The sequence below is a fragment of the Streptomyces sp. NBC_01283 genome (genome assembly GCF_041435335.1).
Lineage (GTDB): Bacteria > Actinomycetota > Actinomycetes > Streptomycetales > Streptomycetaceae > Streptomyces.
Map to the genome: position 1 here is coordinate 8242438 of NZ_CP108430.1, position 24893 is coordinate 8267330.

A 24893-nucleotide genomic window follows, 5' to 3' on the forward strand; every position below is an offset into this window, starting at 1 on the left:
AGCCTGCGCCCAGGAGGTGGTTGTATGCGCGAGGCATCCTCATCGGGGCAGCCGGTGGCGGCAGACCCGGGGCTCTTCGGCCCCTCGTCCGTGACCTGGCAGATGCACGGCGACCCGATGATGTGGGTCGCCGGGATCCGGGCCCTCTACCTGCAGGCCCTGCACCCCCGCGCGGTACGCGGCGTCATGCAGAACTCGGATTTCCGCAAGGACGCCTGGGGCCGTCTCATGCGGACCGCGAACTTCGTGGGCACCACCACGTACGGCACCACCGAGGTCGCCGAGCACGCGGGCGCGCGGGTGCGGAAGATCCACACGATGATCAAGGTCACCGACCCCGACACGGGGGAGCGGTACGGCGTCGACGAACCCGAGCTGCTGATGTGGGTGCACTGCGCCGAGATCGACTCCTATCTGCACGTCGCACGCCGGTCGGGGTTCCGCCTCACCGACGAGCTCGCCGACCGCTATGTCGCCGAACACCGGGAGAGCGGCCGGCTCGTCGGTCTCGATCCCGCCCGCATACCGGCGTCGACCGCCGAACTCGCCGCCTACTTCGAGCGGGTGCGCCCCGAACTGGCCGCCGGTCCCGAGGCGCGCGACGTCGACGACTTCCTCCAGCGCCCGCCGACGCACTTCCTCCTGGTTCCGGCGCGCGCCCTGCTGTGGCGGCGCGTGGCGAATCTGGCGTACGCCTCCCTGCCGACGTACGCCCACGAGCTGTACGGCAGGTCGGCCCCGCCACCGGCCACCGTGACCCGGCGGCTCGTCACCACCGGCACCATCCTGCGCACCGTTCCCGCACGTCTACGCTGGCAACTTCCCCCGAAGCACATTCTGCGGGCCATGGCCAGGCTCGGGCCCGGCGCACGGCCTGCCCCGTACAAACTCGACAGGCGGCCAGCCATACTGGACGGGCCGGGGAGGGCGCAGCGATTCAACGGGGGCGACGGCGGGAGATGGCGGACACCAGGCTGATCCAGGGCCGGTACCGGCTACTGGACCTGATCGGACGCGGCGGCATGGGCGAGGTGTGGCGTGCCCGCGACGAGTCCCTCGGTCGCAGGGTCGCCGTGAAGTGCCTCAAGCCCATGGGGCCACAACACGACCAGTCCTTCACCCGCGTGCTGCGCGAGCGCTTCCGGCGCGAGGCGCGCGTCGCGGCAGCGCTGCAGCACCGCGGCGTCACCGTCGTCCATGACTTCGGCGAGCACGACGGTGTCCTGTACCTGGTCATGGAGCTGCTCGAAGGACGCAACCTCAGCCAGCTCCTTGAGGACAACAAACAGCATCCGCTGCCCGTCCCGGACGTCGTGGAGATCGCCGACCAGGTTTCCGCCGCGCTCGCGTACACCCATGAACAGGGCATCGTGCACCGGGACCTGAAGCCCGCGAACATCATGCGGCTCACGGACGGCACGGTGAAGATCTGCGACTTCGGGATCGCGCGGCTCGGCCACGACATCGGCTTCACCTCGCGCCTGACCGGCACCGGCATCGCGATGGGCACGCCGCACTACATGTCGCCCGAGCAGATCAGCGGCGCCCAGGTCGACCAGCGCAGCGACCTCTATTCCTTGGGGTGCGTGCTGTACGAGATCGCCACCGGGGCGCCGCCGTTCGACCTGGAGGACGCCTGGGCGGTGCTCGTCGGCCACCGCGACACGGCGCCCGAGCCGCCGCGCAGGCACCGCGACGAGCTGCCCGAGTACTTCGAGAGGATCGTCCTCGACCTGCTCGCCAAGGAACCGGACGAGCGGCCCAGCGACGCGCGCGAACTGGGGCGCCGCATCGTCACCGGCCGCGCGGTCCCCTCGTACGTCCCGACCGTCGTCACCCCGCCCGTGCACCGTCCGGAGCAGCCGCCCTCGCGCGAGCCGCGGCTGCCCTCGTGGACCCGGGGCATGACGACCGGGCACAAGGCGAACGGCGCCTCCGAGCTGCGCACGACGCCGCCGGACGCGGCGGCGGGCCTGACCGGCGAGTGGATCCCGCGCACCGACGCACGCCGGGCCGCGACCCCGCGCCGCCCCGAACGGCCCACGCCGTCCCCCGAGGTGGTCGCCACCCTCGTCAGCCGGCACAACGCGGGCCTGAGCCTGGGACGTCTGGGCCGCTGGGCCGAGGCGGGCGAGGTGCACCGCGCGGTGGTCGCCGAGCGGGAGCACGCTCTCGGCCCCGACCACCCGGACACGCTCGCGAGCCGTTACGAGGTGGGCTTCACGCTCAGCCGCACCGGCCGGGCGGCCGACGCCCTGCGCGAGTACGGGCGCGTGGCCCAGGGCAGGGAACGCACGCTCGGCCCCGACCACCCGGACACGCTGGCCGCACGGCAGGAAATGGCATACGTCATGGGGCAGTTGGGGCGGCACTTCGAGGCCCACCAGATGTACACGTCGGTCCTTGCCGTCCGGGAGCGGACCGCCGGCGCCGACCACCCCGACACCCTGCGCTGCCGGCACAACCTCGCGTACAACCTCTCCAGGCTGGGCCGCCTGGAGGACTCCTACCGACTGGCCCGCGACGTGGCGACGGCCCGCGCGCGCGTCCTCGGTGCCACGCACCCCGACACCCTCGTGACGCGCTACGAAGTCGCTTACGCGCTCGGCCAGTTGGGCCGCTGGCCCGAGGCGCTCCAGACGTACCGCGAGGTCGCCGACGCGCGCACGCGGGCGCTCGGCGCCGACCACCCCGACACCCTAGCCGCCCGCTACGAGGTGGGCATCAGCCTCGGCAGGCTCGGCCGCAGCGGCGAAGCCCTGGAGCTGTACCGCGACCTGATCGACGACCGCACCCGCGTGAACGGCCCAGCCGACCCGGAGACCCTGCGCGCCCGGCACGGCCTCGGCGTGAACCTCGGCCGTCAGGGCCGCTGGGAGGAAGCCCTGGCCGAGGCCCGTGACGTCTGCGCGATCCGCGCACGGGTCCTCGGCGGCGACCACCCGGACACCCTGGTCAGCCGCCGCGAGGTGGCCGTGGGCCTGGGCTGGCTCGGCCGCTGGGCCGACGCCCTCACCGAGTACCGCCGCGTCGCCGCCGCCCGCGAACAGGTCCTGGGCGCCGATCACCCCGACGCCCTGGCCAGCCGCAACGACGAGGCGCACTGCCTGGAACAGCTGGGCCGCGGCACCGAGGCGGTCGAGCTCTACCGCCGGGTGGCGGCCCTGCGCCAGCAGCGGGCGTCCGGCGGGCACTGACGCGCGGGGACGCGGTGTGCCGCCGGGCCGCGCTGACTCACGGGGCGCCCGCGTGTTACCAAGGGCTATGCCTCCTCGCGATCGATACGACGCCGTCATCGTCGGCGGTGGTCACAACGGACTCGTGGCCGCCGCCTACCTCGCCCGCGCCGGACGCTCCGTCCTGGTCCTGGAGCGGCTGGCGGGCACCGGCGGGGCCGCTGTGTCGAGCCGCCCCTTCGCGGGCGTCGACGCCCGGCTCTCGCGCTACTCGTACCTGGTCAGCCTCCTGCCGCGGAAGATCGTCAGGGACCTCGACCTGGACTTCCGGGTGCGCACCCGCACCGTCTCCTCCTACACGCCGACCGAGCGCGACGGGAGCCCGGCGGGACTGCTCGTCGGCGGGGGCGAGGCGCGCACCAGGGACGCCTTCGCGCGGCTCACCGGCGGTCCGCGCGAGTACGAGGCCTGGCGGGAGTTCTACGCCATGACGGGCCACGTCGCCGAGCAGGTGTTCCCCACGCTCACCGAGCCGCTGCCCACGCGTGACGCCCTGCGCGAGCGGATCGGTGACGAGACGGCCTGGCGCACGCTCTTCGAGGAGCCCATCGGCGCCGCCATCGAGGAGCGGTTCGCCGACGACCTGGTACGCGGGGTGGTGCTCACCGACGCCCTCATCGGAACGTTCGCCGCCGCCCACGACCCGTCCCTGCGGCAGAACCGCTGCTTCCTCTACCACGTCATCGGCGGCGGCACCGGCGACTGGAACGTCCCGGTCGGCGGCATGGGCGCGCTCACCGGAGCCCTCGCGGCCTCCGCCCGCGCGGCGGGCGCCGAGCTCGCCACCGGCCACGAGGTCACCCGTGTCGACTCGGACGGACGGACCGCCGAGGTCACCTACCGGACGCCCGAGCGCGAAGCCACCGTCGCCGCGCGGCACGTCCTGGTCAACGCCTCACCGCAGGAACTCGCCGCCCTCGTCGGGGATGCCCCGCCCACCCCGGCCGAGGGCGCCCAGCTCAAGGTCAACATGCTGCTCGAACGGCTGCCGAGGCTGCGCGACACGTCGGTCGACCCGCACGAGGCCTTCGCCGGGACCTTCCACATCGGGGAGGGGTACGGCGAGCTGGCGACGGCCTACGCCCAGGCTGCCGCCGGTGAGCTGCCAGCCGCGCCGCCCTCGGAGATCTACTGCCACTCCCTCACCGATCCCAGCATCCTCGCCCCCGAACTCGTGGAGCGCGGCTGCCAGACCCTCACCCTCTTCGGCCTGCACACGCCGGCCCGCCTCTTCGCCCACGACAACGACGCCGTACGGGCCGAGCTGTTGAAGTCGACCCTGGCGCAGCTGGACGCGCACCTGGCCGAGCCGATCGCCGACTGCCTGGCCACCGACGCCGAAGGACGCCCCTGCATCGAGGCCAAGACCCCGCTCGACCTGGAACACGACCTGCGCCTGCCCGGCGGCAACATCTTCCACCGCGACCTCGCCTTCCCCTACGCACAGGAGGACACCGGCCGCTGGGGCGTGGAGACACGGCACGCGAACGTCCTGCTGTGCGGGGCGGGTGCCGTGCGCGGCGGCGGGGTCAGCGGCATCCCTGGGCACAACGCGGCCATGGCGGCTCTGGGCGAGTGACGGGGGCAGGGGGGACACCGCCCGGCCCCGCCCGGCGCGGCGTCCTCAGTCCGTCGAGGTGGTCCAGCCCACCGCCTCGATCCGCGCCGCGTCGGCGGGCCGCGCCTCGTCGAAGACCGTACGGCGGCCGTCCTCGACCCGCAGTCCGTCGGCGTACGCGCCACGTCCCACATAGAGCTGGTCCGTCGCGTACCGCCAGCGCAGGCGCACTTGTTCGCCCCGCCACCGCGCGAGGTCCGCGGTCAGCCGGTGCCAGACGCGGCCCGACCAGCCGGACGCGGTGCCGTCGGGGTGCTGCCTGGGGTCCGACCCCCTGTGCTCCGTGGTGAAGGGCACCGGCTGCCAGGTCGTGCCGTCGTCGCGGGACGCCTCCAGGCGCAGTTGGTCCGAGCCGGGCTCGGTGTCCCACCACAGGGAGCACCGCAGCTCTCCCCGGTCCGTGGTGAGGGTGAGCGGTGGCAGGGTCAGGGTGGCCGATGCCGAGTTCGCCATGCCGGAGAACCACGCGTTGCGTCCGTGGGCCGGACGTACGGGGACGGCGCGTGCCATGCGGTTGGCCGTCGCCACCCGGGGCGCCGATCCGGAGCGCCAACTGCGCACCGGGTGAACGGAGTTGCCGAGGACGACGAGGAAGGAGTCGGTGGTCGGGTCCAGGACGAGCGAGGTGCCGGTGAACCCCGTGTGGCCCGCGGTGCGCGGGGTGGCCATCGCGCCCATGTACCAGTGCTGGTAGAGCTCGAAGCCGAGGCCGTGCTCGTCGCCGGGGAAGGCGGTGTTGAAGTCGGTGAACATCAGCTTCACGGATTCGGTGGAGAGGACGCGGGAGCGGCCGTAGATGCCGCCGTTGAGGAGCGTACGGCCGAGGATCGCGAGGTCCCAGGCGCAGGAGAACACCCCCGCGTGTCCCGCGACCCCGCCGAGGCCGAAGGCGTTCTCGTCGTGCACCTCCCCCCACACCATGCCGCGGTCCAGGCCCGACCAGGGCAGCCGGGCGTCCTCGGTGGCGGCGGTCTTCGGCCGCCAGGACGCGGGCGGGTTGTAGCGGGTGCGGTGCATTCCGAGGGGAGCGGTGATCTCGTCGCGGAGCAGTGCGTCCAGGGGGCGGCCCGTTATCTCCTCCAGGACCAGCTGGAGCGAGATCAGGTTCAGGTCCGAGTAGAGGTACTTGGTGCCCGGCGGGCTGAGCGGTGCCTCGTTCCAGATCAGACGCAACTGCCCCTCGCGCGTGGGCTCCTTGTAGAGGGGGATCCAGGCGCGGAAACCCGAGGTGTGGGTGAGGAGCTGGCGGACGGTGATGTCCTGCTTGCCCGCGCCCCCGAAGTCGGGGAGGTACGAGGCGACCTTCGCCTCCAGCCCCAGCTTGCCCCGCTCGATCTGCTGCACCGCCAGCAGAGAGGTGAAGAGCTTGGAGACGGAGGCGAGGTCGAAGACCGTGTCCTTGGCCATCGGGATCTGCCGGTCGGCAGGCAGCTCGATGCCGGTGTCGGTCTTCTCGTCGTACGCCGAGTAGCGCACCGCCTTGCCGATGGGGTGGTGCAGCGCGACCGTGCCGCCGCGGCCCGCGAGCAGGACGGCGCCCGCGTACCAGGGGTGCTTGGGCGATGGGCCCAGGAACTGCTCGGCGTCGGCGACCAGTTGCCGCAGGTGCCCGGCGAGCAGCCCGGCGCGCTCGGGGGTGCCGGGCCGCAGTGTCGGATGCCGGTCGCCGGTCGTGGATTCCGCCGCCGCGGCGGGCCCCGCGGGGAACGGCACCAGCGCTAGCGCCCCGCCCAACGCCACGACCCGCGCGCCCAGTTGGCGTCGGCTCAGCCCGCCACCCGATCTGTCCGACGCCGCCCCGCTGCCTTCGGCCATGACTGTTCCCCTCCTGAAACTGTCCTGGGCTGAAATTATCTTTCGGGATCACAAGAGACTGCTGAAACTTTCATGTCAGTGCCCGGCTCTGTCAACCACGGGCGCCCGGCAAAGATCTGACACTGCATCAGAAAATCTCTTCCGTCGTCCGGGCGGCTGCGGCATCCTGCGCCCATGCAGACAGAGCTGAGCAGGAAACTGGGGATCGAGCACGCCATCTTCGGCTTCACGCCCTTCCCCGCGGTGGCGGCCGCCATCAGTAGGGCGGGCGGATTCGGTGTGCTCGGCGCGGTCCGCTACACGGCACCCGACGAGCTGGCCCGGGATCTCGACTGGATGCAGGAGCACGTCGGCGACAAGCCGTACGGCCTCGACGTCGTGATGCCCGCGAAGAAGGTCGAGGGGGTGAGCGAGGCCGACGTCGAGGCGATGATCCCCGAGGGCCACCGGCAGTTCGTCAAGGACACCCTCGGCAAGTACGGCGTGCCCGAACTCGCCGAAGGAGAGGCGTCCGGCTGGCGCATCACCGGGTGGATGGAACAGGTCGCCCGCAACCAGCTCGACGTGGCCTTCGACTACCCGATCAAGTTGCTCGCCAACGCCCTGGGCTCGCCGCCCGCCGACGTCATCCAGCGCGCCCACGACCACGATGTACTCGTCGCTGCCCTCGCGGGCAGCGCCCGGCACGCGCGCAAGCACGCCGAAGCGGGCATCGACATCGTCGTCGCGCAGGGCTACGAGGCGGGCGGCCACACCGGCGAGATCGCCTCCATGGTGCTGACGCCGGAGGCCGTCGAGGCCGTCGCGCCACTGCCGGTGCTCGCGGCGGGCGGCATCGGCAGCGGGGACCAGATCGCCGCCGCGTTCGCGCTCGGCGCGCAGGGCGTGTGGCTCGGCTCCCTCTGGCTCACCACGACCGAGGCCGACATGCACTCGCGGGCGCTCACCGAGAAGCTCCTGGCGGCGGGGTCGGGCGACACCGTCCGCTCGCGCGCCCTGACGGGCAAACCCGCACGCCAGCTGCGCACCGAATGGACCGACGCCTGGGACGACCCGGACGGGCCGGGCACGCTGCCCATGCCGCTGCAGGGGCTCCTGGTCGCCGAGGCGGTCTCACGGATCCAGAAGTACGAGGTCCAGGCGCTGCTCGGCACGCCCGTCGGGCAGATCGTCGGCCGCATGAACAGCGAACGCAGCGTCCAGGCGGTCTTCGACGACCTGACCCGTAGTTTCGAGCGGGCCATCGACCGGGTGAACCGCATCGCCGGACGCGACTGACGAGACGACGGAGGAGAGGTCCTTATGAGCAGCATGCCGGGCAGCACGCCCCCCAACGGCTTCTGGGCACAGGCCGAAGCGGACCCGGACCGCGTGGTCCTGACCGCGCCCGACGGCGAGGAGTGGACCGCGCGGCGCCTGCACGCGGCGACCAATCAGCTCGTCCACGGGCTGCGCGCGGCGGGCCTGGAGCGCGGCGACGCGTTCGCCGTCGTGCTGCCCAACGGCGTGGAGTTCCTCACCGCGTACCTGGCGGCTTCACAGGCCGGCTTCTATCTGGTCCCGGTCAACCATCACCTGGTCGGCCCCGAGATCGCCTGGATCGTCTCCGACTCCGGCGCGAAGGTACTGATCGCGCACGAGCGGTTCGCGCAGGCCGCGACCCACGCCGCCGACGAGGCGAAGCTCCCGGCCACGCACCGCTACTCCGTGGGCGAGGTTCCCGGCTTCCGCCCGTACGCCGAACTCCTCGCGGGGCAGCCGGAGTCGCCCCCCGCCGACCGCACGCTCGGCTGGGTCATGAACTACACCTCGGGCACGACGGGACGCCCGCGCGGCATTCGCCGCCCCCTGTCCGGCAAGCTCCCCGAGGAGTCGTACCTCGGCGGCTTCCTCGGCATCTTCGGCATCAAGCCCTTCGACGGCAATGTGCACCTCGTCTGCTCGCCGCTCTACCACACGGCGGTCCTCCAGTTCGCGGGCGCGGCCCTGCACATCGGCCACCCGCTGGTCCTGATGGACAAGTGGACGCCCGAGGAGATGCTGCGCCTCATCGACACCTACAAGTGCACGCACACCCACATGGTGCCGACCCAGTTCCACCGCCTCCTCGCACTGCCGGACGCGACGAAGGCGGCGTACGACGTCTCGTCGATGCGGCACGCCATCCACGGCGCCGCGCCCTGCCCCGACCACGTCAAACGGGCGATGATCGAGTGGTGGGGCGAATGTGTCGAGGAGTACTACGCGGCCAGCGAGGGCGGCGGTGCCTTCGCCACCGCGCAGGACTGGCTGAAGCGGCCGGGCACCGTCGGCAAGGCCTGGCCCATCAGCGAACTGGCCGTCTTCGACGACGACGGCAACCCGCTCCCACCGGGTGAACTCGGCACCGTCTACATGAAGATGAGCACCGGCGGTTTCTCGTACCACAAGGACGAGTCCAAGACGAAGAAGAACCGCATCGGCGACTTCTTCACCGTCGGCGACCTCGGCGTCCTCGACGAGGACGGCTACCTCTACCTCCGCGACCGCAAGATCGACATGATCATCTCGGGCGGGGTCAACATCTACCCCGCCGAGATCGAGTCCGCGCTGCTCACCCACCCCGCCGTCGCGGACGCCGCCGCGTTCGGCATCCCGCATGACGAGTGGGGCGAGCAGGTCAAGGCGGTCGTGGAGGTGGCGGAGGGCCACACGGGGGACGACGCCCTCGCCGCCGAGATCCTCGACCACTGCGAACGCCAGCTCGCGGGCTACAAAAGGCCGAAGAGCGTCGACTTCATCGAGGTCATGCCACGGGACCCGAATGGCAAGCTCTACAAGCGACGGCTGCGGGAGCCGTACTGGGAGGGCCGGGAGCGCGCGCTCTAACCGCTCACCGCTCACCGCCCGCCGGCGCCGCGGATCGGCGCCGGCGGAGGCGTCGCGTCAGGACGCGTCGAGCGGGCCGAGGAGCCAGGATCCGGCCGAATGCGGGTCGTCGTCGAAGTAGAACTCCCTGATGGCTTCGAGGAGTTCGGTTCGTCCGACCGCGCCGTCCGCATGCGTGTCCAGGCGGCCGAAGACCTCGCGCGCGTCCGCTTCCGGCAGGTTCATCAGGGCCCCGGACCAGCGCACCTGCTCGTCCCGGGTCAGTTTGCCGTCGCCGTCCGTGTCGGCGATGTCCATGATCGCGTCGAGGAACGGCAGGTACCCCTCGTCGAAGGACTCCGGCGTCTCCAGGAGCCCGGCCGCGAAGGCGGTCTTGTACTCGGCCTCGCTGATGCGGCCGTCCCCGTCCACGTCGGCGACCCGCGCGAGGTGCTCCCACAGCTCCAGGGACAGCTCCCGCAGCCGTGCCACCGCCTTGGAGTCCTGCCCGTGGCCGAAGGCCTCGCCGAGCCGGGCCACGGACGTCTCGAAGTCCGTGCGCTCGATGAACCCGTCGCCGTCGTCGTCGTACGTCGCGAACCGCCGGGACAGCTTGCGGTCCAGGAACGCGGATGGCTTCACCATGGATCCTCCCCTGAGAGACGGTCCCACCTGAGACACGTCCCCATCTTTCTAACGGAACCGGCCGGGGCCGCCCAGGGAGCACGGGGCTCCTTCCAGGACGTTCCCGGCCGGTTTCGGGTGGGGCGGTGGGCGAGGGCTCAGCGGCGCTCGCGCACCTTCACCACCTTCAGATGGGGGTCGCGCATGATGTCCTTCTCGCAGAACCGTGACGTCACCCAGCGCTCACCGGAGTACAGCCGCGTCTGATCGCTGTAGTGCGGCGAGTTCGGGTTCGACGACTGCGAGTAGGTCAGGAGCGTGCGTGCCTTCGGGCAGCCGCCCTTGTCCCAGCCGACCGCCTGGATGTGGCTCGAACCGTGCGCGACCTCGGTGTAGCCGCCGCCCTTCGCGTCCCAGACCGGCTCGACCTTGTTCCACACGCCGATCGACTCCGTGCCGCCGTGGACCGGCAGCCGCTCCGGGCCCCGTACGACGAACTGGTTCTTACCCAGCGGCGCGTCCAGCGCTATGCCCGCCCCACTCAGCTCCGTCACCGCGTCGGCGAGCGCGGTCGCGAAGCCCGGCGCGTCCGTGTTGAGGGTGTTCGGGGTGCGCACCGGGTCGGCGGCGGAGAACGGCACCTTCCACAGCTGGGCGTTCGGCACGGCGACGACCAGCTTGCGCCAGAACCGGTCGAAGAGCAGGGCGCCCCTGCTGTCCGTGTTCATGGTCCGGTCCCAGCCCTTGAGTGCGGCGCAGGCCTCGCGCATGTCAACCGCCTTGCCATCGCTGCCTGTTGCGGTGCCGCCGGGCAGCGCGGCACACGCGCGTGCCGCGTCGGCGGCGACGAGGTCGCCCGCGGGGGCACGGTTCGCGAACTGGTGCTTCTGCAGGTCCTCGACCGTCAGGCCGCCCTTGTCCGCCATCGCCGCGACATCCTCGATGGCACCGCGCGTCCGCATGGAGCGCTGCGTGCCGATCGTTCCGAACACCCGCTCGTAGCCCGTGATCGGCCGGTCGGCATTGGTGAGCCAGGCGCTGTCGTTGGAGTTCTCCGCGTACGGGGCGTCCTTGAGGGTGGGCATCTTCGACGGGCCGAAGATGCCGGGCTGGAGGGCGTCCTTGTCGGAGCCGAGCGCGCAGTCACCGCGCGAACCGTCGAGCACGGCCACACCCGACGCCGGATACGTCACCTTGCCCAGATCCGTGGAGCAGCGCGCGGCCAGGTCGTCCGTGATGCGGGGCAGCACCTGCGACTGGCTGAGGAGCGAGTGGCCCCCGCGGTCCGCGGCGACGGTGTTGACCCACGGCAGGCCCTGCGTGTCGTGCAATGCCTTCAGCACACCGTCCGTGGAGCGGGCCTTGCCGAAGCCGAGGTCGGTGTCGCTGCCGCGCATGTTCGTGGCGTTGGGGTCGTTCAGGGCGTACGCCGTCTTCGCCGACCACGGGAGCGGGAGCTGCGCCCCGAGGCCGGTGGTGACCGGTCCGTACCGGGTCCACCACTGGGTGCGCGTCACCGGAGGACCGCCCCTCACCGGCACCTCGACCGTCCGCTTCGTCATCTTCTCCGGCTTGCCGTCCACCAGATAGGCGGTCGGATCGGCCGGATCCAGCGTGAGCTGGTGCAGATTGAGGGTCACGCCGGTCGCCACGGTGTGGCTCCACGCCACATCGCCGTTGAAGCCGATGTTCACCACGCTCGTGCCGAGCAGCGAACCGCCCGAGACGTTCAGCTCGCCGGGGATGGTCTGCTGCGACTGCCAGAAGCGACGGCCGCCCTGCCAGGGGTAGTGCGGGTTGCCGAGCAGCAGACCCCTGCCGTTCGCGGTGGTCTTCCCGCTGAACGCGACGGCATTGGAGCCCATGACGGCCTCGTCGGCCGAGAAGAGCTCGCGTGCCTCCTTCGCGGTGCGCTCGGGGTCAGGAGCGCGGTCCGGGGCGCTCGCGGCCGGTGGCTGCGCGGCGGTGATGCCGTCTATGCCGCGCCCCTGACCGCCCAGGACCTGGACGGCGAAGCCCTGCCTTGCCACGTCCAGGGAGGTGATCGGGCGCAGCCACTTGGCGCCCCTGCAGGCGGGGTCGGTGACGTGGTTCTGATTCAGCCAGGCGTTGTAGCCCGCCGCGAAGCCGCGCATCAGCTTCTTGGACGTGGCGCTCGGCCCCGCCGGTGGGGGCTGCCTGAGGAGCTTCTCCACCGTGTGCGTGTCGCGGACGCCGCCGAAGTAGAGGTCGCTGGAGAGGTTCGTCGTCGCCGAGGACAGCGAGCCGTCGGGCTTGCCGTCAGGGCCGAAGTACCGTGACCGCTCCCCGCGCACGGTCACATATCCCTCGGCGAGGGTGCACACCTGGTCGGCGGCCTGCGCCCAGCCCGTGCCGAAGCCGAGGTTCTCGTAGTCCTTGGCGAGGATGTGCGGAATGCCGTACTGGGTGTAGCGGACGGTCGCGGACAGGCCGTGGCCCGACGGGCGGGCGTCGCGGGCCTCGGCCGCACCGGCGGTGGCGGCGGACGACGGCAGGAAAGCCGCGGCGGTCAGCAGGCTGATGCCGAGGGCCGTCAGGCGTCTGATGCGGGTACGCATGGAGCCTCCCAACTGCTCTGAGGAAGAGGGCGGTTGAGCGTACCAACCGGTATGTCAGTTGATCGAGTACCGCGACCGGCCGGGTTCGTGCCCCGTACGGAGCCTTGACCGCCGCGACACGCGCGGCACAGGATCACGCCATGACGGGTGTACGCAGCAATACGGTCGACGACGTCCTGACGCGCAGTGCGCGGCGCGTGCCGGGGCGGGTGGCCCTGCGCTACGGCGAGCGGGCCTGGACGTACGCGGAGTTGGATGCGGCTGTCTCGTGTGCCGCTCAGGTGCTGCGCGAGGAGGGGCTCGGCCCCGGCGACCGCGTCGGCGCCTACGCCCACAACTCGGACGCGTATCTGATCGGCTTCCTGGCCTGCTCGCGGGCGGGTCTGGTCCATGTCCCGGTCAACCAGAACCTCGTCGGCGACGATCTGGCGTACATCGTGGGCCAGTCGGGCAGCTCCCTGGTACTGGCCGACCCGGACCTCGCCCCGCGACTGCCCGGCGACGTACGCGTCCTGACCCTGCGCGACGCGGACGACTCCCTGCTCGCGCGCCTCGCCGGAACACAGGCGTACGACGGGGAGGGGCCGGGAGCGGAGGATCTGGCCCAGCTGCTCTACACCTCCGGCACGACCGCCCTCCCCAAGGGCGCGATGATGACGCACCGCGCCCTGGTCCACGAGTACGTCAGCGCCATCACCGCCCTGGACCTCAAGGAGACGGACAAGCCCGTCCACGCGCTGCCGCTCTACCACTCGGCGCAGATGCACGTCTTCCTGCTGCCGTACCTGGCGGTCGGCGCCGAGAACACGGTCATCGACGCGCCCGCCGCCGAGCGGATCTTCGAGCTGGTCGAGGCGGGCCGCGCCGACAGCCTCTTCGCGCCGCCCACCGTGTGGATCGGCCTCTCGAACCACCCCGGGTTCGCCACCCGCGACCTCGGGGGCCTGCGCAAGGCCTACTACGGGGCGTCGATCATGCCGGTGCCCGTCCTGGAGCGCCTGCGCGCACGCCTGCCCGCGCTCGCCTTCTACAACTGCTTCGGGCAGAGCGAGATCGGCCCGCTCGCCACCGTCCTCGGACCCGACGAGCACGAGGGGCGGATGGACTCCTGCGGGCGGCCCGTCCTCTTCGTGGAGGCGCGGGTCGTGGACGAGCGCGGCCGCGAGGTGCCCGACAGCACACAGGGCGAAGTCGTCTACCACTCGCCGCAGTTGTGCGAGGGCTACTGGGAAAGGCCCGAGGAGACCGAAGAGGCCTTCCGCGACGGCTGGTTCCACTCCGGGGACCTCGCCGTGCGGGACAAGGAGGGCTACTTCACGGTCGTCGACCGGGTGAAGGACGTCATCAACTCCGGTGGCGTCCTGGTCGCCTCGCGCCAGGTCGAGGACGCGCTCTACACCCATGCGAGGGTCGCGGAGACAGCCGTGATCGGGCTGCCGGACGAGCGATGGATCGAGGCGGTCACCGCCGTCGTCGTACGCAACGGAGACGTCACCGAAGCCGAACTCATCGACCACGCGCGCGAGAAGCTCGCCCACTTCAAGGCACCCAAGCGGGTCCTCTTCGTGGACGAGCTGCCGCGCAACGCGAGCGGGAAGATCCTCAAGCGGGAGCTGCGGGACCGCTTCAGCGCGTAGGCGCCCATTGCCTGGGCACTACTTGTCGCGCAGGTCCACGATCCGCTTGAACTTGCCCACCGACCGCTCGATCGTCTCCGGATCGACGATCTCGACCGCCACCGAGACGCCGATGCCGTCCTTCACCGCCGACGCGATCTCCCGTGCCGCCGCCTCGCGCCGCTCGGGAGTCGTGTCCGCGCGGGACTCGGCCCGCACCGTCAGCGCGTCCATGCGGCCCTCGCGGGTCAGGCGCAGCTGGAAGTACGGGGCGACGCCCGGTGTCCGCAGGACGATCTCCTCCACCTGTGTGGGGAAGAGGTTCACGCCGCGCAGGATCACCATGTCGTCCGACCGGCCCGTGATCTTCTCCATCCGGCGGAAGACGCGTGCGGTGCCGGGCAGGAGCCGGGTCAGGTCGCGGGTGCGGTAGCGGATGACAGGCATGGCCTCCTTGGTGAGCGACGTGAAGACCAGCTCGCCGCGCTCGCCGTCCGGAAGCACCTCGCCGGTGATCGGATCCACCACCTCCGGATAGAAGTGGTCCTCCCAGATGTGCAGGCCGTCCTTGGTCTCCACGCACTCCTGGGCGACACCGGGGCCGATCACCTCGGAGAGCCCGTATATGTCGACCGCGTCGATCGCGAACCGCTCCTCGATCTCGCGGCGCATCTCCTCCGTCCACGGCTCCGCGCCGAAGATGCCGACCTTGAGGGACGTCGTGCGCGGGTCGACGCCCTGCCGCTCGAACTCCTCCAGGAGCGTGAGCATGTACGAGGGGGTGACCATGATGATCTCGGGGCGGAAGTCCTGGATCAGCTGGACCTGGCGCGCCGTCATGCCGCCGGACGCGGGGATCACCGTGCAGCCGAGCCGCTCCGCGCCGTAGTGCGCGCCGAGGCCGCCGGTGAACAGGCCGTAGCCGTACGCCACATGGACCTTGTGTCCGGGACGGCCGCCCGCCGCGCGGATCGAGCGGGCGACGACGTCCGCCCACATCGACAGGTCCTGCTCGGTGTAGCCGACGACCGTGGGCCGCCCCGTGGTGCCGCTGGACGCGTGCAGGCGCCGCACCTCGGACTGTTCGACCGCGAACATCCCGAAGGGGTAGTTGTCCCGCAGGTCGGACTTGGCCGTCAGCGGGAAGCGGGCCAGATCGGAGAGTGCGCGGCAGTCGTCGGGGTGCAGGCCCGCCTTGTCGAAGGCCGCCCGGTAGAAGGGCACGTTCTCGTACGCGTGCAGCAAGGTGTCCTGGAGGCGCTCCAGTTGCAGGGCCTCGAGCTCCTCGCGTCCGAGGCGTTCCGCCGCGTCAAGCATGGCCGTCATATGCCGTTCTCCCGTCCCAAACGGGCGACCGATCATTCGGTCGTCGATCTTCCGTCAAGGTCAGTAATCCAGCCCCGGGGGCGGCCGTCAAGAGATCGCACAGTGCCGCCTTGAGCTGGGGCGCTGCGGCCGAACGGCATTGTCCGGGTGCGGCGTGAGATGTGATGATCACCCCATGCCGACATTCACCGCATACGACGGGACCGAGCTCGCTTACCACGAGAAGGGGGACGGCGAGCCGCTGCTCTGTGTGCCGGGCGGTCCCATGCGCGCGTCCGCCTACTTCGGCGATCTCGGCGGCCTGACGGCGCACCGCCGCCTGGTCCTGCTCGACCTGCGCGGTACGGGCGATTCCGCGGTGCCGGCCGACCCGGCGACGTACCGCTGCGACCGGCTCGTGGAGGATGTCGAGGCGCTGCGCGAGCACCTGGGTCTCGACCAGGTGGACCTGCTCGGCCATTCGGCGGCCGGCAATATCGCCACGCTGTACGCGGCGCGCCACCCGAAGCGGATCCGCCGCCTCGTCCTGGTCACCCCGGCCACCCAGTCGCTCGGCCTCACCCTGGGCGCCCGGGACCACCTCGACGCCGCGTCGGCGCACCGGGGAGAGCCCTGGTACCCGGCGGCCGAGGCCGCGCTGAAGGAGATCGCGGCCGGACGTAACCCCGCCGAGGTGTGGGACGCGATCGTCCCCCTCGCCTACGGGCGCTGGGACGCCGCGGCGCGGGCGCACCAGGCGGCGAGCGCGCGGGAGAAGAACGCCGAGGCTGCCGCCCTGTTCTACGGCGACGGCGCCTTCGACCCGCCCGTCACGCGCGCGGCACTGGCCGAGCTGACCGCGCCGGTGCTCGTCCTCGCGGGGGAGTACGACGGTGCCCCCAACCCCGCTCACGCGGCGGAGTTCGCCGGGTTCTTCCCGCGCGGTGTACGTCAAGTGCAGCCCGGCGGCGGGCACTTCCCGTGGCTGGACGACCCGGAGTGGTTCGCGCGGCGGGTGGCGGGGTTCCTCGCGCAGGACTAGGGCGTGGCCGACGGGTGATCGTACGATGGCCCGCGGCGCTTCGCTGTCGCCGCCCGAGCAGCCGACCACCAGGGGAATCGCCGTGCGTCTTGCCTCGTCCTCCGCGGGCCGTCTGCTCGCCGCCGGTGCCGTGACGGCGGCTCTGCTGGCCGGGAGCGGGGTGGCCGGGAGCGGGGTGGCCGCCGCCGCCCCGGCCCGGCAGCCGGTCGCCGCCTCGTCGGTCGCCCACGCGGGGGCGTACGCGCGGCTCCACACCCTGGCCGATCTCGCTGCCCGGCGCCTGGCCACCGCCGATCTCGTCGCCGCCGCGAAGTACGGCACGGACAGCCCCATCGACGACCCGGCCCGCGAGAAGCAGGTGCTCGACGACGTCGCGCGGCAGGCGCGGGAGCTGGGTGCCGATCCCGAGGCGACCGTGCGGATCTTCCGGGACCAGATCGAGGCCAACAAGGTGGTCCAGCGGGAGTTGCACCGGCGCTGGGACGCGGACCCTTCGCAGGCGCCGTCGGAGCGGCCCGATCTCGCGGAGGTCCGCAAGGAGATCAACCGGGTGAACGGGGAGCTGGTGCGGGGGATCGCCGCCTCGCCGTCGGCGCGGTCCATGCCGTCTTGCCGTGGGTTCGTGGTTCTGGCGGGCGTACGGGTGCGTGGTGAGCGGCAGCTTGACGTGCTGCACACGGTGGCCCTGGGACGGGCGCTTCGGTCGGTCTGCGCGGACTGACGGCCTCTCTGCCCCGCCGCTTCGCGACGAATCCTTTCCCACCCACCCGATTGCCCCGTAGCGCTAGCCGCCCGCCGCCACCGCCTTCGCCCACCGGTAGTCCGCCTTGCCGCTCGGGGAGCGCTGGATCTGGGGTGTGAAGACCACCGCGCGGGGGATCTTGTAGCCGGCCAGGCGGGTGCGGCAGTGGGTCTGGACCGCCTCCAGGTCCAACGGGTCAGCCCCGTCGCGGAGTTGGACGACGGCGGCGACGCGGTTGCCCCAGCGTTCGTCGGGGACTCCGGCGACCAGCGCGTCGTACACGTCCGGATGGGACTTCAGTGCCTGCTCGACCTCCTCCGGATACACCTTTTCGCCCCCGGTGTTGATGCACTGCGAGCCCCGGCCGAGGACGGTGACGATGCCCTCTTCGTCGACGGTGGCCATGTCGCCGAGCAGGACCCAGCGCTCCTCGCCCTTCTGGAAGAAGGTCTCGGCGGTCTTCGCCGGGTCGTTGTAGTAGCCGAGCGGCACATGGCCGCGCTGGGCCAGGCGGCCCGGCTCGCCCACCGGGACCGGCTCGTGCGTGACCAGGTCCACCACCTGGGTGCGCTCGTTGACCTCCAGGCGGAAACCCTTCTCCGGGCCAGAGTCGTCCGTCGCCTTGCCGTTGGAACCGGACTCGGACGAGCCGAAGTTGTTCAGGAGCAGGACGTTCGGGGCCAGTTCCTGGAACTGGGCGCGCACCGTCTCCGACATGATCGCCCCGGACGAGGAGACGCTGAACAGCGACGACAGGTCGGTGCCCTTGAGCGGTCCGTGCAGGGCGTCGATGAGCGGCCTGAGCATCGCGTCGCCCACCAGCGACACGCTGGAGACCTTCTCGCGCTCTATCGTGCGCAGCAGTTCCTCGGGAACGTACTTGCGGTGGATGGCCACCCGCTGGCCGTAGTTGAAGGCGATGAACGACGTCAGCGTCGACGTGCCGTGCATCAGCGGGGGAGCGGGGAAGAACGTGAGGCCGGGGCCGCCCGCAGCGACGCGCTCCGCCAGCTCCTCGGGCCGCTTCACCGGCTCACCCGCGGGCTCACCGCCGAAGAGCCCGGCGAAGAACAGGTCCTCCTGGCGCCACATCACCCCCTTGGGCATGCCGGTGGTGCCGCCGGTGTAGATGATGAACAGGTCGTCGGCCGAACGCGCCGCGAACCCGCGCTCGGGCGAACCCGCCGCCTCGGCGTCGGCGAAGGCCACCACGTCGAGCGCGGGCGCGTCGGCAGGCGGGGTCCCCACCCGCACCAGATGCCGCAGCTTCTCCGTGCGCGGCAGCGCCGCCGCGACCCGCTCGGTGAACTCCGCGTCGAAGACGAGCGCGGCGAGATCCGCGTCGCGGTAGAGGTAGACCAACTCCTCCTCCACGTAGCGGTAGTTGACGTTGACCGGCACGAGGCGTGCCTTGAGGCAGGCAAGGACGGTCTGGAGGTACTCGACGCCGTTGTAGAGATGGAGCCCCAGATGCTCGCCGGGCTTCAGACCGCTGTCGATCAGGTGGTGCGCGAGGCGGTTGGCGGCCCGGTCGAGCTCGGCGTACGTCAGCCTGCGTTCCGCCCCGGTGCCCGGGTGATCGATGTACACGAGCGCCTCGCGGTCGGGGACCACGTCGACGACCGACTCGAACAGGTCGGCAAGGTTGTACTCCACCGCTCCTCCTGACCCCGGCGTCATCTCTTCTGGCGGTCATCAGAGCAGAGGCACCCACAAGTGGGAAGGGCCCTCGTTCAAGAAATCTGACTGACTGTCAGAAAACTATTGAACTGGCTCCCCGCCTACTGCAACCTGTTCCAGGTCCGAAGCCGACGGCAAGAAGGAGGACGGCCATGGGTGGGACGGAACATCTCGCTGTGCAGCGCGAAGGCGCCACACTGATACTCACGCTCAACCGGCCGGAGGCGAAGAACGCGCTGTCGCTGCCGATGCTGGTGGGCCTCTACGACGGATGGGTCGCCGCCGACGCGGACGACGAGATCCGTTCCGTCGTGCTCACCGGAGCGGGCGGAGCGTTCTGCGCGGGCATGGACCTCAAGGCCCTCGCGGGCAAGGGCATGGACGGCGATCAGTACCGGGACCGGATGAAGGCCGACCCCGATCTGCACTGGAAGGCGATGCTGCGCCACCACCGCCCCCGCAAACCCGTCATCGCCGCCGTCGAGGGGTACTGCGTCGCGGGCGGCACGGAGATCCTCCAGGGCACGGACATCCGCGTCGCGGGCGAGTCCGCGACGTTCGGCCTCTTCGAGGTAAAGCGCGGCCTGTTCCCCATCGGCGGCTCGACCGTGCGCCTCCCGCGCCAGATTCCCCGTACACACGCCCTGGAGATGCTGCTCACCGGGCGCCCCTACTCGGCACGGGAGGCCGCGGACGTGGGCCTCATCGGCCATGTCGTGCCGGACGGCACTGCCCTGGAGAAGGCCCTCGCCATCGCCGGGCAGATCAACGCGTGCGGGCCGCTCGCCGTCGAGGCGGTCAAGGCATCCGTGTACGAGGCCGCCGAGATGTCCGAGACGGACGGCCTGGCGGCGGAGTTGAAGAGGGGGTGGCCGATCTTTGACACCGCTGACGCGAAGGAGGGCTCCAGAGCCTTTGCGGAGAAACGGCCCCCGGTGTTCCGGCGCGCATAGGTCTCCTCTTTTGCCTGCGGGGCCGTTGTGGCTGGTCGCGCCCGCGCGGCGGAGCCGCACATCGATACAGCCCCGCGCCCCTTCGGGGCGCTCCAATCGCCTAGAAACGGAGTTCTGCTCATGGCATCCGCCCCCTCACCCGAAGTGCTGCGTGCGCCTCTCGTGGTCGAGTTTCCGTTCACCCGGTCCCTCGGGCCCGTGCAGAGCGCCTTTCTGACCGGGCTGCGCGAGCGCACCGTGCTCGGGGTCAGGACCACCGACGGACGCACGCTCGTCCCGCCCGTCGAGTACGACCCCGTGACCGCCGACGAGATACGTGACCTGGTCGAGGTCTCCGCCACCGGCACCGTCGCCACCTGGGCCTGGAACCATGAACCCCGCAGGGGGCAGCCCCTGGACCGGCCCTTCGCCTGGGTCCTGGTGAAGCTCGACGGCGCCGACACCGCCCTGCTGCACGCCCTGGACGCGCCGGGCCCCGAAGAGGTCAGGACCGGCATGCGGGTCCGCATCCGCTGGGCCGCCGAGCGCACCGGCGCCATCACCGACATCGCCTGCTTCGAGGCGTACGAAGGGCCGGAAGGCGGCGAAGCCGCCCCGCACGAGGGGGAGTTCAGTGACCCCGTCACCGGCATCGTCGCCCCCGCGCGCCTCGACTACACCTACGCGCCCGGCCGCGCGCAGACCGCCTACATCAATGCCCTCTCCGAGCAGCGGACCGTCGGCGAGCGCTGCCCCTCCTGCCACAAGGTCTACGTCCCGCCCCGCGGCGCCTGCCCCACCTGCGGCGTCGCCACGACCGACCGGGTCGAAGTCGGCCCCCGCGGCACCGTCACCACGTACTGCATCGTCAACATCAAGGCGAAGAACCTCGACATCGAAGTGCCCTACGTGTACGCGCACATCGCCCTCGACGGCGCCGACCTCGCCCTGCACGCCCGCATCGCGGGCATCCCCTACGACCAGGTGCGGATGGGTCTTCGCGTCGAGCCGGTGTGGACCGAGGGTGCCCGCTTCCCCGACCACTACCGGCCCACGGGTGAGCCGGACGCCGACTACGACACGTACAAGGAGCTGGTGTAGATGCCGCCCGCGAAGACGTCCGCGAAGCCGTCGGTGATGCGGTCCGTCCGGGACATCGCCATCGTGGCCTTCGGGCAGACCGACCATCTGCGCTCCACCGACGAGCTCTCCGAGGTGGAGATGCTCATGCCGGTCCTGCACCAGGTCCTCGCCTCGACCGGCCTGAAGACCAGCGACATCGGCTTCACGTGCTCGGGCTCGTCGGACTATCTCGCGGGCCGCGCCTTCTCCTTCACCATGGCGCTGGACGGGGTGGGAGCCTGGCCGCCGATCTCCGAGTCGCACGTCGAGATGGACGGGGCCTGGGCGCTGTACGAGGCGTGGACCAAGCTCCTCACCGGCGACGCCGACACCGCGCTCGTGTACTCCTACGGCAAGTCGTCCCCGGGATCGGTGCGTGACGTACTGACCCGGCAGCTCGACCCGTACTACGTGGCGCCCCTCTGGCCGGACTCGGTCGCCCTCGCCGCCCTCCAGGCGCAGGCCCTCATCGACGCCGGGGACGCCGATGAGCCCGCACTCGCCGGGGTCGCCGCACGCAGCCGCGGGGACGCCGCCGCCAACTCCCATGCCCAGCTGAGCGGTTCGGTGCCGCAGGGTGACTACGTCGTACGCCCCCTGCGCGCCGGCGACTGCCCGCCCATCGGGGACGGTGCCGCCGCCGTCATCCTCGCGGCGGGGGACCGGGCCCGTGAGCTGTGCGAGCGGCCCGCGTGGATCCGGGGCATCGACCACCGCATCGAGGCACACAGCCTCGGCGTGCGCGACCTCACCGACTCGCCCTCCAGCCGCCTGGCCGCCGAACGGGCCGGTGCCTTCGAACGGCCCGTGGACACCGCCGAGCTGCACGCGCCGTTCACCTCCCAGGAGATCGTCCTGCGCAAGGCACTGAAGCTGGGTGACGACGTCTCCGTGAACCCGTCCGGGGGCGCCCTTGCCGCGAACCCCGTCATGGCCGCCGGTCTGATCCGGCTCGGCGAGGCCGCGGCCCGCATCCACCGGGGCGAGTCGGACCGCGCCCTCGCGCACGCCACATCCGGCCCCTGCCTCCAGCAGAACCTGGTCGCCGTCCTCGAAGGAGAGTCGTGATGAGTGGGGTGAGCGGTGGGGTGAACAAGGAGCCCGTGGCCGTCGTCGGAATCGGCCAGACCAAGCACGTCGCCGCCCGGCAGGACGTTTCGATCGCGGGGCTCGTCCGGGAGGCGGCCCAACAGGCTCTCACGGACGCCGAGTTGACGTGGGCCGACATCGACGCCGTGGTCATCGGCAAGGCGCCGGACTTCTTCGAGGGCGTCATGATGCCCGAGCTGTACCTCGCCGACGCGCTCGGCGCCGTGGGCAAGCCGATGCTGCGCGTCCACACGGCGGGCTCCGTCGGCGGCTCCACGGCGCTGGTCGCCGCGAATCTGATCGCGGGCCGCGTCCACGGCACCGTACTGACCCTCGCCTTCGAAAAGCAGTCGGAATCCAACGCGATGTGGGGGCTCTCCCTGCCCGTCCCCTTCCAGCAGCCTCTCCTCGCGGGCGCGGGCGGCTTCTTCGCCCCGCACGTGCGCGCCTACATGCGGCGCACCGGCGCCCCCGACACGGTCGGCTCGCTCGTCGCCTACAAGGACCGCCGCAACGCCCTGAAGAACCCCTACGCGCACCTGCACGAGCACGACATCACCCTGGAGAAGGTCCAGGCATCGCCGATGCTCTGGGACCCGATCCGCTACTCCGAGACCTGCCCGTCATCCGACGGGGCCTGCGCGATGATCCTCACCGACCGTGCGGGCGCGGCCCGTTCGCCCCGGCCGCCCGCCTGGATGCACGGCGGCGCGATGCGCAGCGAGCCGACCCTGCACGCGGGCAAGGACTTCGTCTCGCCGCAGGCGGGCAAGGACTGCGCGGCCGACGTCTACCGGCAGGCGGGGGTCACGGACCCGCGGCGCGAGATCGACGCCGTGGAGATGTACGTGCCGTTCTCCTGGTACGAGCCGATGTGGCTGGAGAACCTGGGCTTCGCCGAGGAGGGCGAGGGCTGGAAGCTCACCGAGTCGGGCGTGACGGAGCTGGACGGCGATCTGCCCGTCAACATGTCGGGCGGTGTCCTGTCCACCAATCCCATCGGCGCCTCGGGCATGATCCGCTTCGCCGAAGCGGCACTTCAGGTGCGCGGCCAGGCCGGCGAGCACCAGATCGACGGGGCCCGCAGGGCGCTCGGACACGCCTACGGAGGCGGCTCGCAGTTCTTCTCCATGTGGCTGGTCGGCGCGGAGCAGCCCACGACGTGACGGGCGTGCCGGGCCGGACGGGCGGTCGTCCTCCTTCCGCGGCCTGTCCGGCACCGGAACCGAAAGCTAGGCTGGCGGGCGGACGACGCATCGGGAGGAGCACGGACGTGGCCGAAAGCACCATTCAGCAGCATCCGCTCGCAGGTCAGCAGCGCCCGCTCGCGGGCTGGGACAAGCCGGAGCTCGACCTCAGCACAGCGGACTGGCAATCGAGCAGCGACGGGCGGGGTGATGTGGAGATCGCCTTTGTCGAGGGTTTCATCGCGATGCGCAACGCGGGCCGTCCCGAGAGTCCGTCCCTCATCTTCACTCCGGCGGAGTGGGGCGCGTTCGTGCACGGCGCGCGTGCGGGGGAGTTCGATCTGACGTAGGCCGTCCGACGTAGGCCGTGCGGGGCGTTGTGGACCCCGCCTCCGGCTGTCGCGGCCGCTCGCGGCTTCCGCCGTGCTGACCTGGTGACTTTGGACTCTGCCCCCGGCCCGCCTCCTGGACGAGGCCGGGACCGGGAGCGGAGCCGGTCGACCTTGGCCCAGTGCCGGAGACGAGGAAGCCATGAGTGACGAAGCGCCCGTTGAAGCCGTTGCCGCCGTCGATGGACCTGTTGTCGTGGCCGTCGACGGGTCGGCAGGCAGCGACCACGCCCTGGAATGGGCACTGACCGCCGCGCGGCTGCGGAACGCGCCGCTGCGCGTCGTGCACGTGCGGCAGTACGCGATGCCGCTGGCCGACGGTCCGTACATGCCGACCATCGATCACCGATCGGACGCCGACCCGGTCGTCGACCGGGTGCGGGCTGCCCTGGAGGGACGGACGGACCTGCCGCCACTGACCGTCGAGGTCGTGGAGGGCACCGCCGGGAGGGACATCCCGCGGCTCGGCGACGGGGCGCGGTTGCTGGTACTCGGATCGCGCGGGCGCGGCGGATTCACCAGTCTGCTGCTCGGCTCGAACGGCCTTGCGTGCGCGCGGGACGCGGCGTGCCCCGTAGTCGTGGTGCGGCCGGACGAAGGGCTCACGCCGGGGGCCGGGCCGCGCGTGGTGCTCGGGCTCGACGCGCTCTCCCCGCACGACGACACGATCGGCTTCGCCTTCGCGGAAGCGGCGCTGCGGGGCGCGGCGCTCCGGGTCGTCTGCGCCTATCCCGGGCCCGTCCTCGTCTACACGGCCACCGGTGACTTCGTGACTTCGGCGGAGGCGGACGCGGCGACCGCGGCGCAGTACACGGAGCTGGCGGGCGAGCAGCTCGCGCCCTTCCAGGAGCGGTATCCGAAGGTGCGCGTCGAGAGGGAGGTCCTGCCGGGGGACGCGGCGGGGATCCTGGTGGAGGCGTCGCGGGAGGCGGAGCTCGTGGTGGTGGGGAGGCACCAGCACCGGAAGCCGCTGGGGAGGCTGATGGGATCGGTGACCAACGCCGTGCTGCTGCACGCGCAGGGCGCGGTGGCCGTGGTGCCGCCGGAGCCCCGGTAGAGAAACCGCCGAG

The 24893-nt window shown here is 71.5% G+C and carries 19 protein-coding genes; 14 read left to right on the top strand and 5 right to left on the bottom strand.

Annotation, left to right across the window (positions count from 1 at the left end; genetic code table 11):
- Positions 1–24: 24 nt before the first annotated feature.
- The 3 genes from OG302_RS37425 (at position 25) to OG302_RS37435 (ending at position 4815) form a co-directional block, all read left to right on the top strand.
- Positions 25–978, top strand: a complete 954-nt coding sequence (locus OG302_RS37425) for an oxygenase MpaB family protein (RefSeq protein ID WP_371530855.1) — start codon at positions 25–27, stop codon at positions 976–978.
- Positions 960–3197 carry a tetratricopeptide repeat protein gene (locus OG302_RS37430; RefSeq protein WP_371530856.1) on the top strand — a complete coding sequence of 746 codons (2238 nt, stop codon included), beginning with the start codon at positions 960–962 and terminating at the stop codon, positions 3195–3197. The genes OG302_RS37425 and OG302_RS37430 overlap by 19 nt, the downstream gene beginning before the upstream one ends.
- Before the next feature lie 67 nt (positions 3198–3264).
- On the top strand, positions 3265–4815 hold the full coding sequence (locus OG302_RS37435) for a phytoene desaturase family protein (protein ID WP_371530857.1): 1551 nt from the start codon (positions 3265–3267) through the stop codon (positions 4813–4815).
- Between the two features lie 45 nt (positions 4816–4860).
- On the opposite strand, the gene OG302_RS37440 is transcribed toward OG302_RS37435, so the two are convergent.
- On the bottom strand, positions 4861–6669 hold the full coding sequence (locus OG302_RS37440; protein ID WP_371530858.1) for a serine hydrolase: 1809 nt from the start codon (positions 6667–6669) through the stop codon (positions 4861–4863).
- Positions 6670–6843: 174 nt separating this feature from the next.
- Here OG302_RS37440 and OG302_RS37445 point away from each other — a divergent pair, with 174 nt between their 5' ends.
- Both OG302_RS37445 and OG302_RS37450 read left to right on the top strand, forming a co-directional pair.
- Complete coding sequence (locus OG302_RS37445) at positions 6844–7947, top strand: NAD(P)H-dependent flavin oxidoreductase (protein ID WP_371530859.1); 1104 nt, start codon at positions 6844–6846, stop codon at positions 7945–7947.
- Between the two features lie 33 nt (positions 7948–7980).
- Positions 7981–9537, top strand: a complete 1557-nt coding sequence (locus tag OG302_RS37450; protein WP_371750351.1) for an acyl-CoA synthetase — start codon at positions 7981–7983, stop codon at positions 9535–9537.
- 57 nt (positions 9538–9594) lie between these two features.
- Here the strand turns inward: OG302_RS37450 and OG302_RS37455 are convergent, their stop codons facing one another.
- Both OG302_RS37455 and OG302_RS37460 read right to left on the bottom strand, forming a co-directional pair.
- A complete protein-coding gene (locus OG302_RS37455; protein WP_371530860.1) occupies positions 9595–10161 on the bottom strand; it encodes an EF-hand domain-containing protein in 567 nt (188 codons plus the stop codon).
- A gap of 137 nt (positions 10162–10298) precedes the next feature.
- Positions 10299–12719: a penicillin acylase family protein gene (locus OG302_RS37460; protein WP_371530861.1), complete on the bottom strand. Its 2421-nt coding sequence runs from the start codon at positions 12717–12719 to the stop codon at positions 10299–10301.
- Positions 12720–12859: 140 nt separating this feature from the next.
- Between OG302_RS37460 and OG302_RS37465 the strand changes: the two genes are divergently transcribed.
- Complete coding sequence (locus OG302_RS37465; protein ID WP_371530862.1) at positions 12860–14356, top strand: acyl-CoA synthetase; 1497 nt, start codon at positions 12860–12862, stop codon at positions 14354–14356.
- Positions 14357–14374: 18 nt separating this feature from the next.
- Here the strand turns inward: OG302_RS37465 and paaK are convergent, their stop codons facing one another.
- Positions 14375–15661, bottom strand: a complete 1287-nt coding sequence (gene paaK / locus OG302_RS37470; protein WP_371530863.1) for a phenylacetate--CoA ligase PaaK — start codon at positions 15659–15661, stop codon at positions 14375–14377.
- 175 nt (positions 15662–15836) lie between these two features.
- Between paaK and OG302_RS37475 the strand changes: the two genes are divergently transcribed.
- The gene (locus OG302_RS37475) at positions 15837–16682 is read left to right on the top strand and encodes an alpha/beta fold hydrolase (RefSeq protein ID WP_371530864.1); all 846 of its coding nucleotides are present in this window, start codon (positions 15837–15839) and stop codon (positions 16680–16682) included.
- 25 nt (positions 16683–16707) lie between these two features.
- A complete protein-coding gene (gene aroQ, locus OG302_RS37480; RefSeq protein WP_371530865.1) occupies positions 16708–17403 on the top strand; it encodes a gamma subclass chorismate mutase AroQ in 696 nt (231 codons plus the stop codon).
- 63 nt (positions 17404–17466) lie between these two features.
- Here the strand turns inward: aroQ and OG302_RS37485 are convergent, their stop codons facing one another.
- Entirely contained in the window at positions 17467–19080 is a 1614-nt protein-coding gene (locus OG302_RS37485) for an acyl-CoA synthetase (protein ID WP_371530866.1), read from the bottom strand.
- Positions 19081–19256: 176 nt separating this feature from the next.
- Here OG302_RS37485 and OG302_RS37490 point away from each other — a divergent pair, with 176 nt between their 5' ends.
- The 6 genes from OG302_RS37490 to OG302_RS37515 all read left to right on the top strand — a co-directional run bounded on the left by OG302_RS37490 (position 19257) and on the right by OG302_RS37515 (position 24880).
- Entirely contained in the window at positions 19257–20057 is an 801-nt protein-coding gene (locus tag OG302_RS37490) for a crotonase/enoyl-CoA hydratase family protein (protein WP_371530867.1), read from the top strand.
- A 120-nt stretch (positions 20058–20177) separates the two neighbouring features.
- Positions 20178–21137, top strand: coding sequence for a Zn-ribbon domain-containing OB-fold protein (locus OG302_RS37495; protein ID WP_371530868.1), 960 nt, complete (start codon positions 20178–20180; stop codon positions 21135–21137).
- Positions 21138–22226 carry a thiolase domain-containing protein gene (locus OG302_RS37500; RefSeq protein ID WP_371530869.1) on the top strand — a complete coding sequence of 363 codons (1089 nt, stop codon included), beginning with the start codon at positions 21138–21140 and terminating at the stop codon, positions 22224–22226.
- A gap of 20 nt (positions 22227–22246) precedes the next feature.
- Entirely contained in the window at positions 22247–23413 is a 1167-nt protein-coding gene (locus OG302_RS37505; protein ID WP_371750352.1) for a thiolase domain-containing protein, read from the top strand.
- A 107-nt stretch (positions 23414–23520) separates the two neighbouring features.
- Entirely contained in the window at positions 23521–23784 is a 264-nt protein-coding gene (locus tag OG302_RS37510; RefSeq protein ID WP_361839971.1) for a DUF397 domain-containing protein, read from the top strand.
- A 181-nt stretch (positions 23785–23965) separates the two neighbouring features.
- Positions 23966–24880, top strand: a complete 915-nt coding sequence (locus OG302_RS37515; protein ID WP_371530870.1) for a universal stress protein — start codon at positions 23966–23968, stop codon at positions 24878–24880.
- Positions 24881–24893 lie beyond the last annotated feature (13 nt).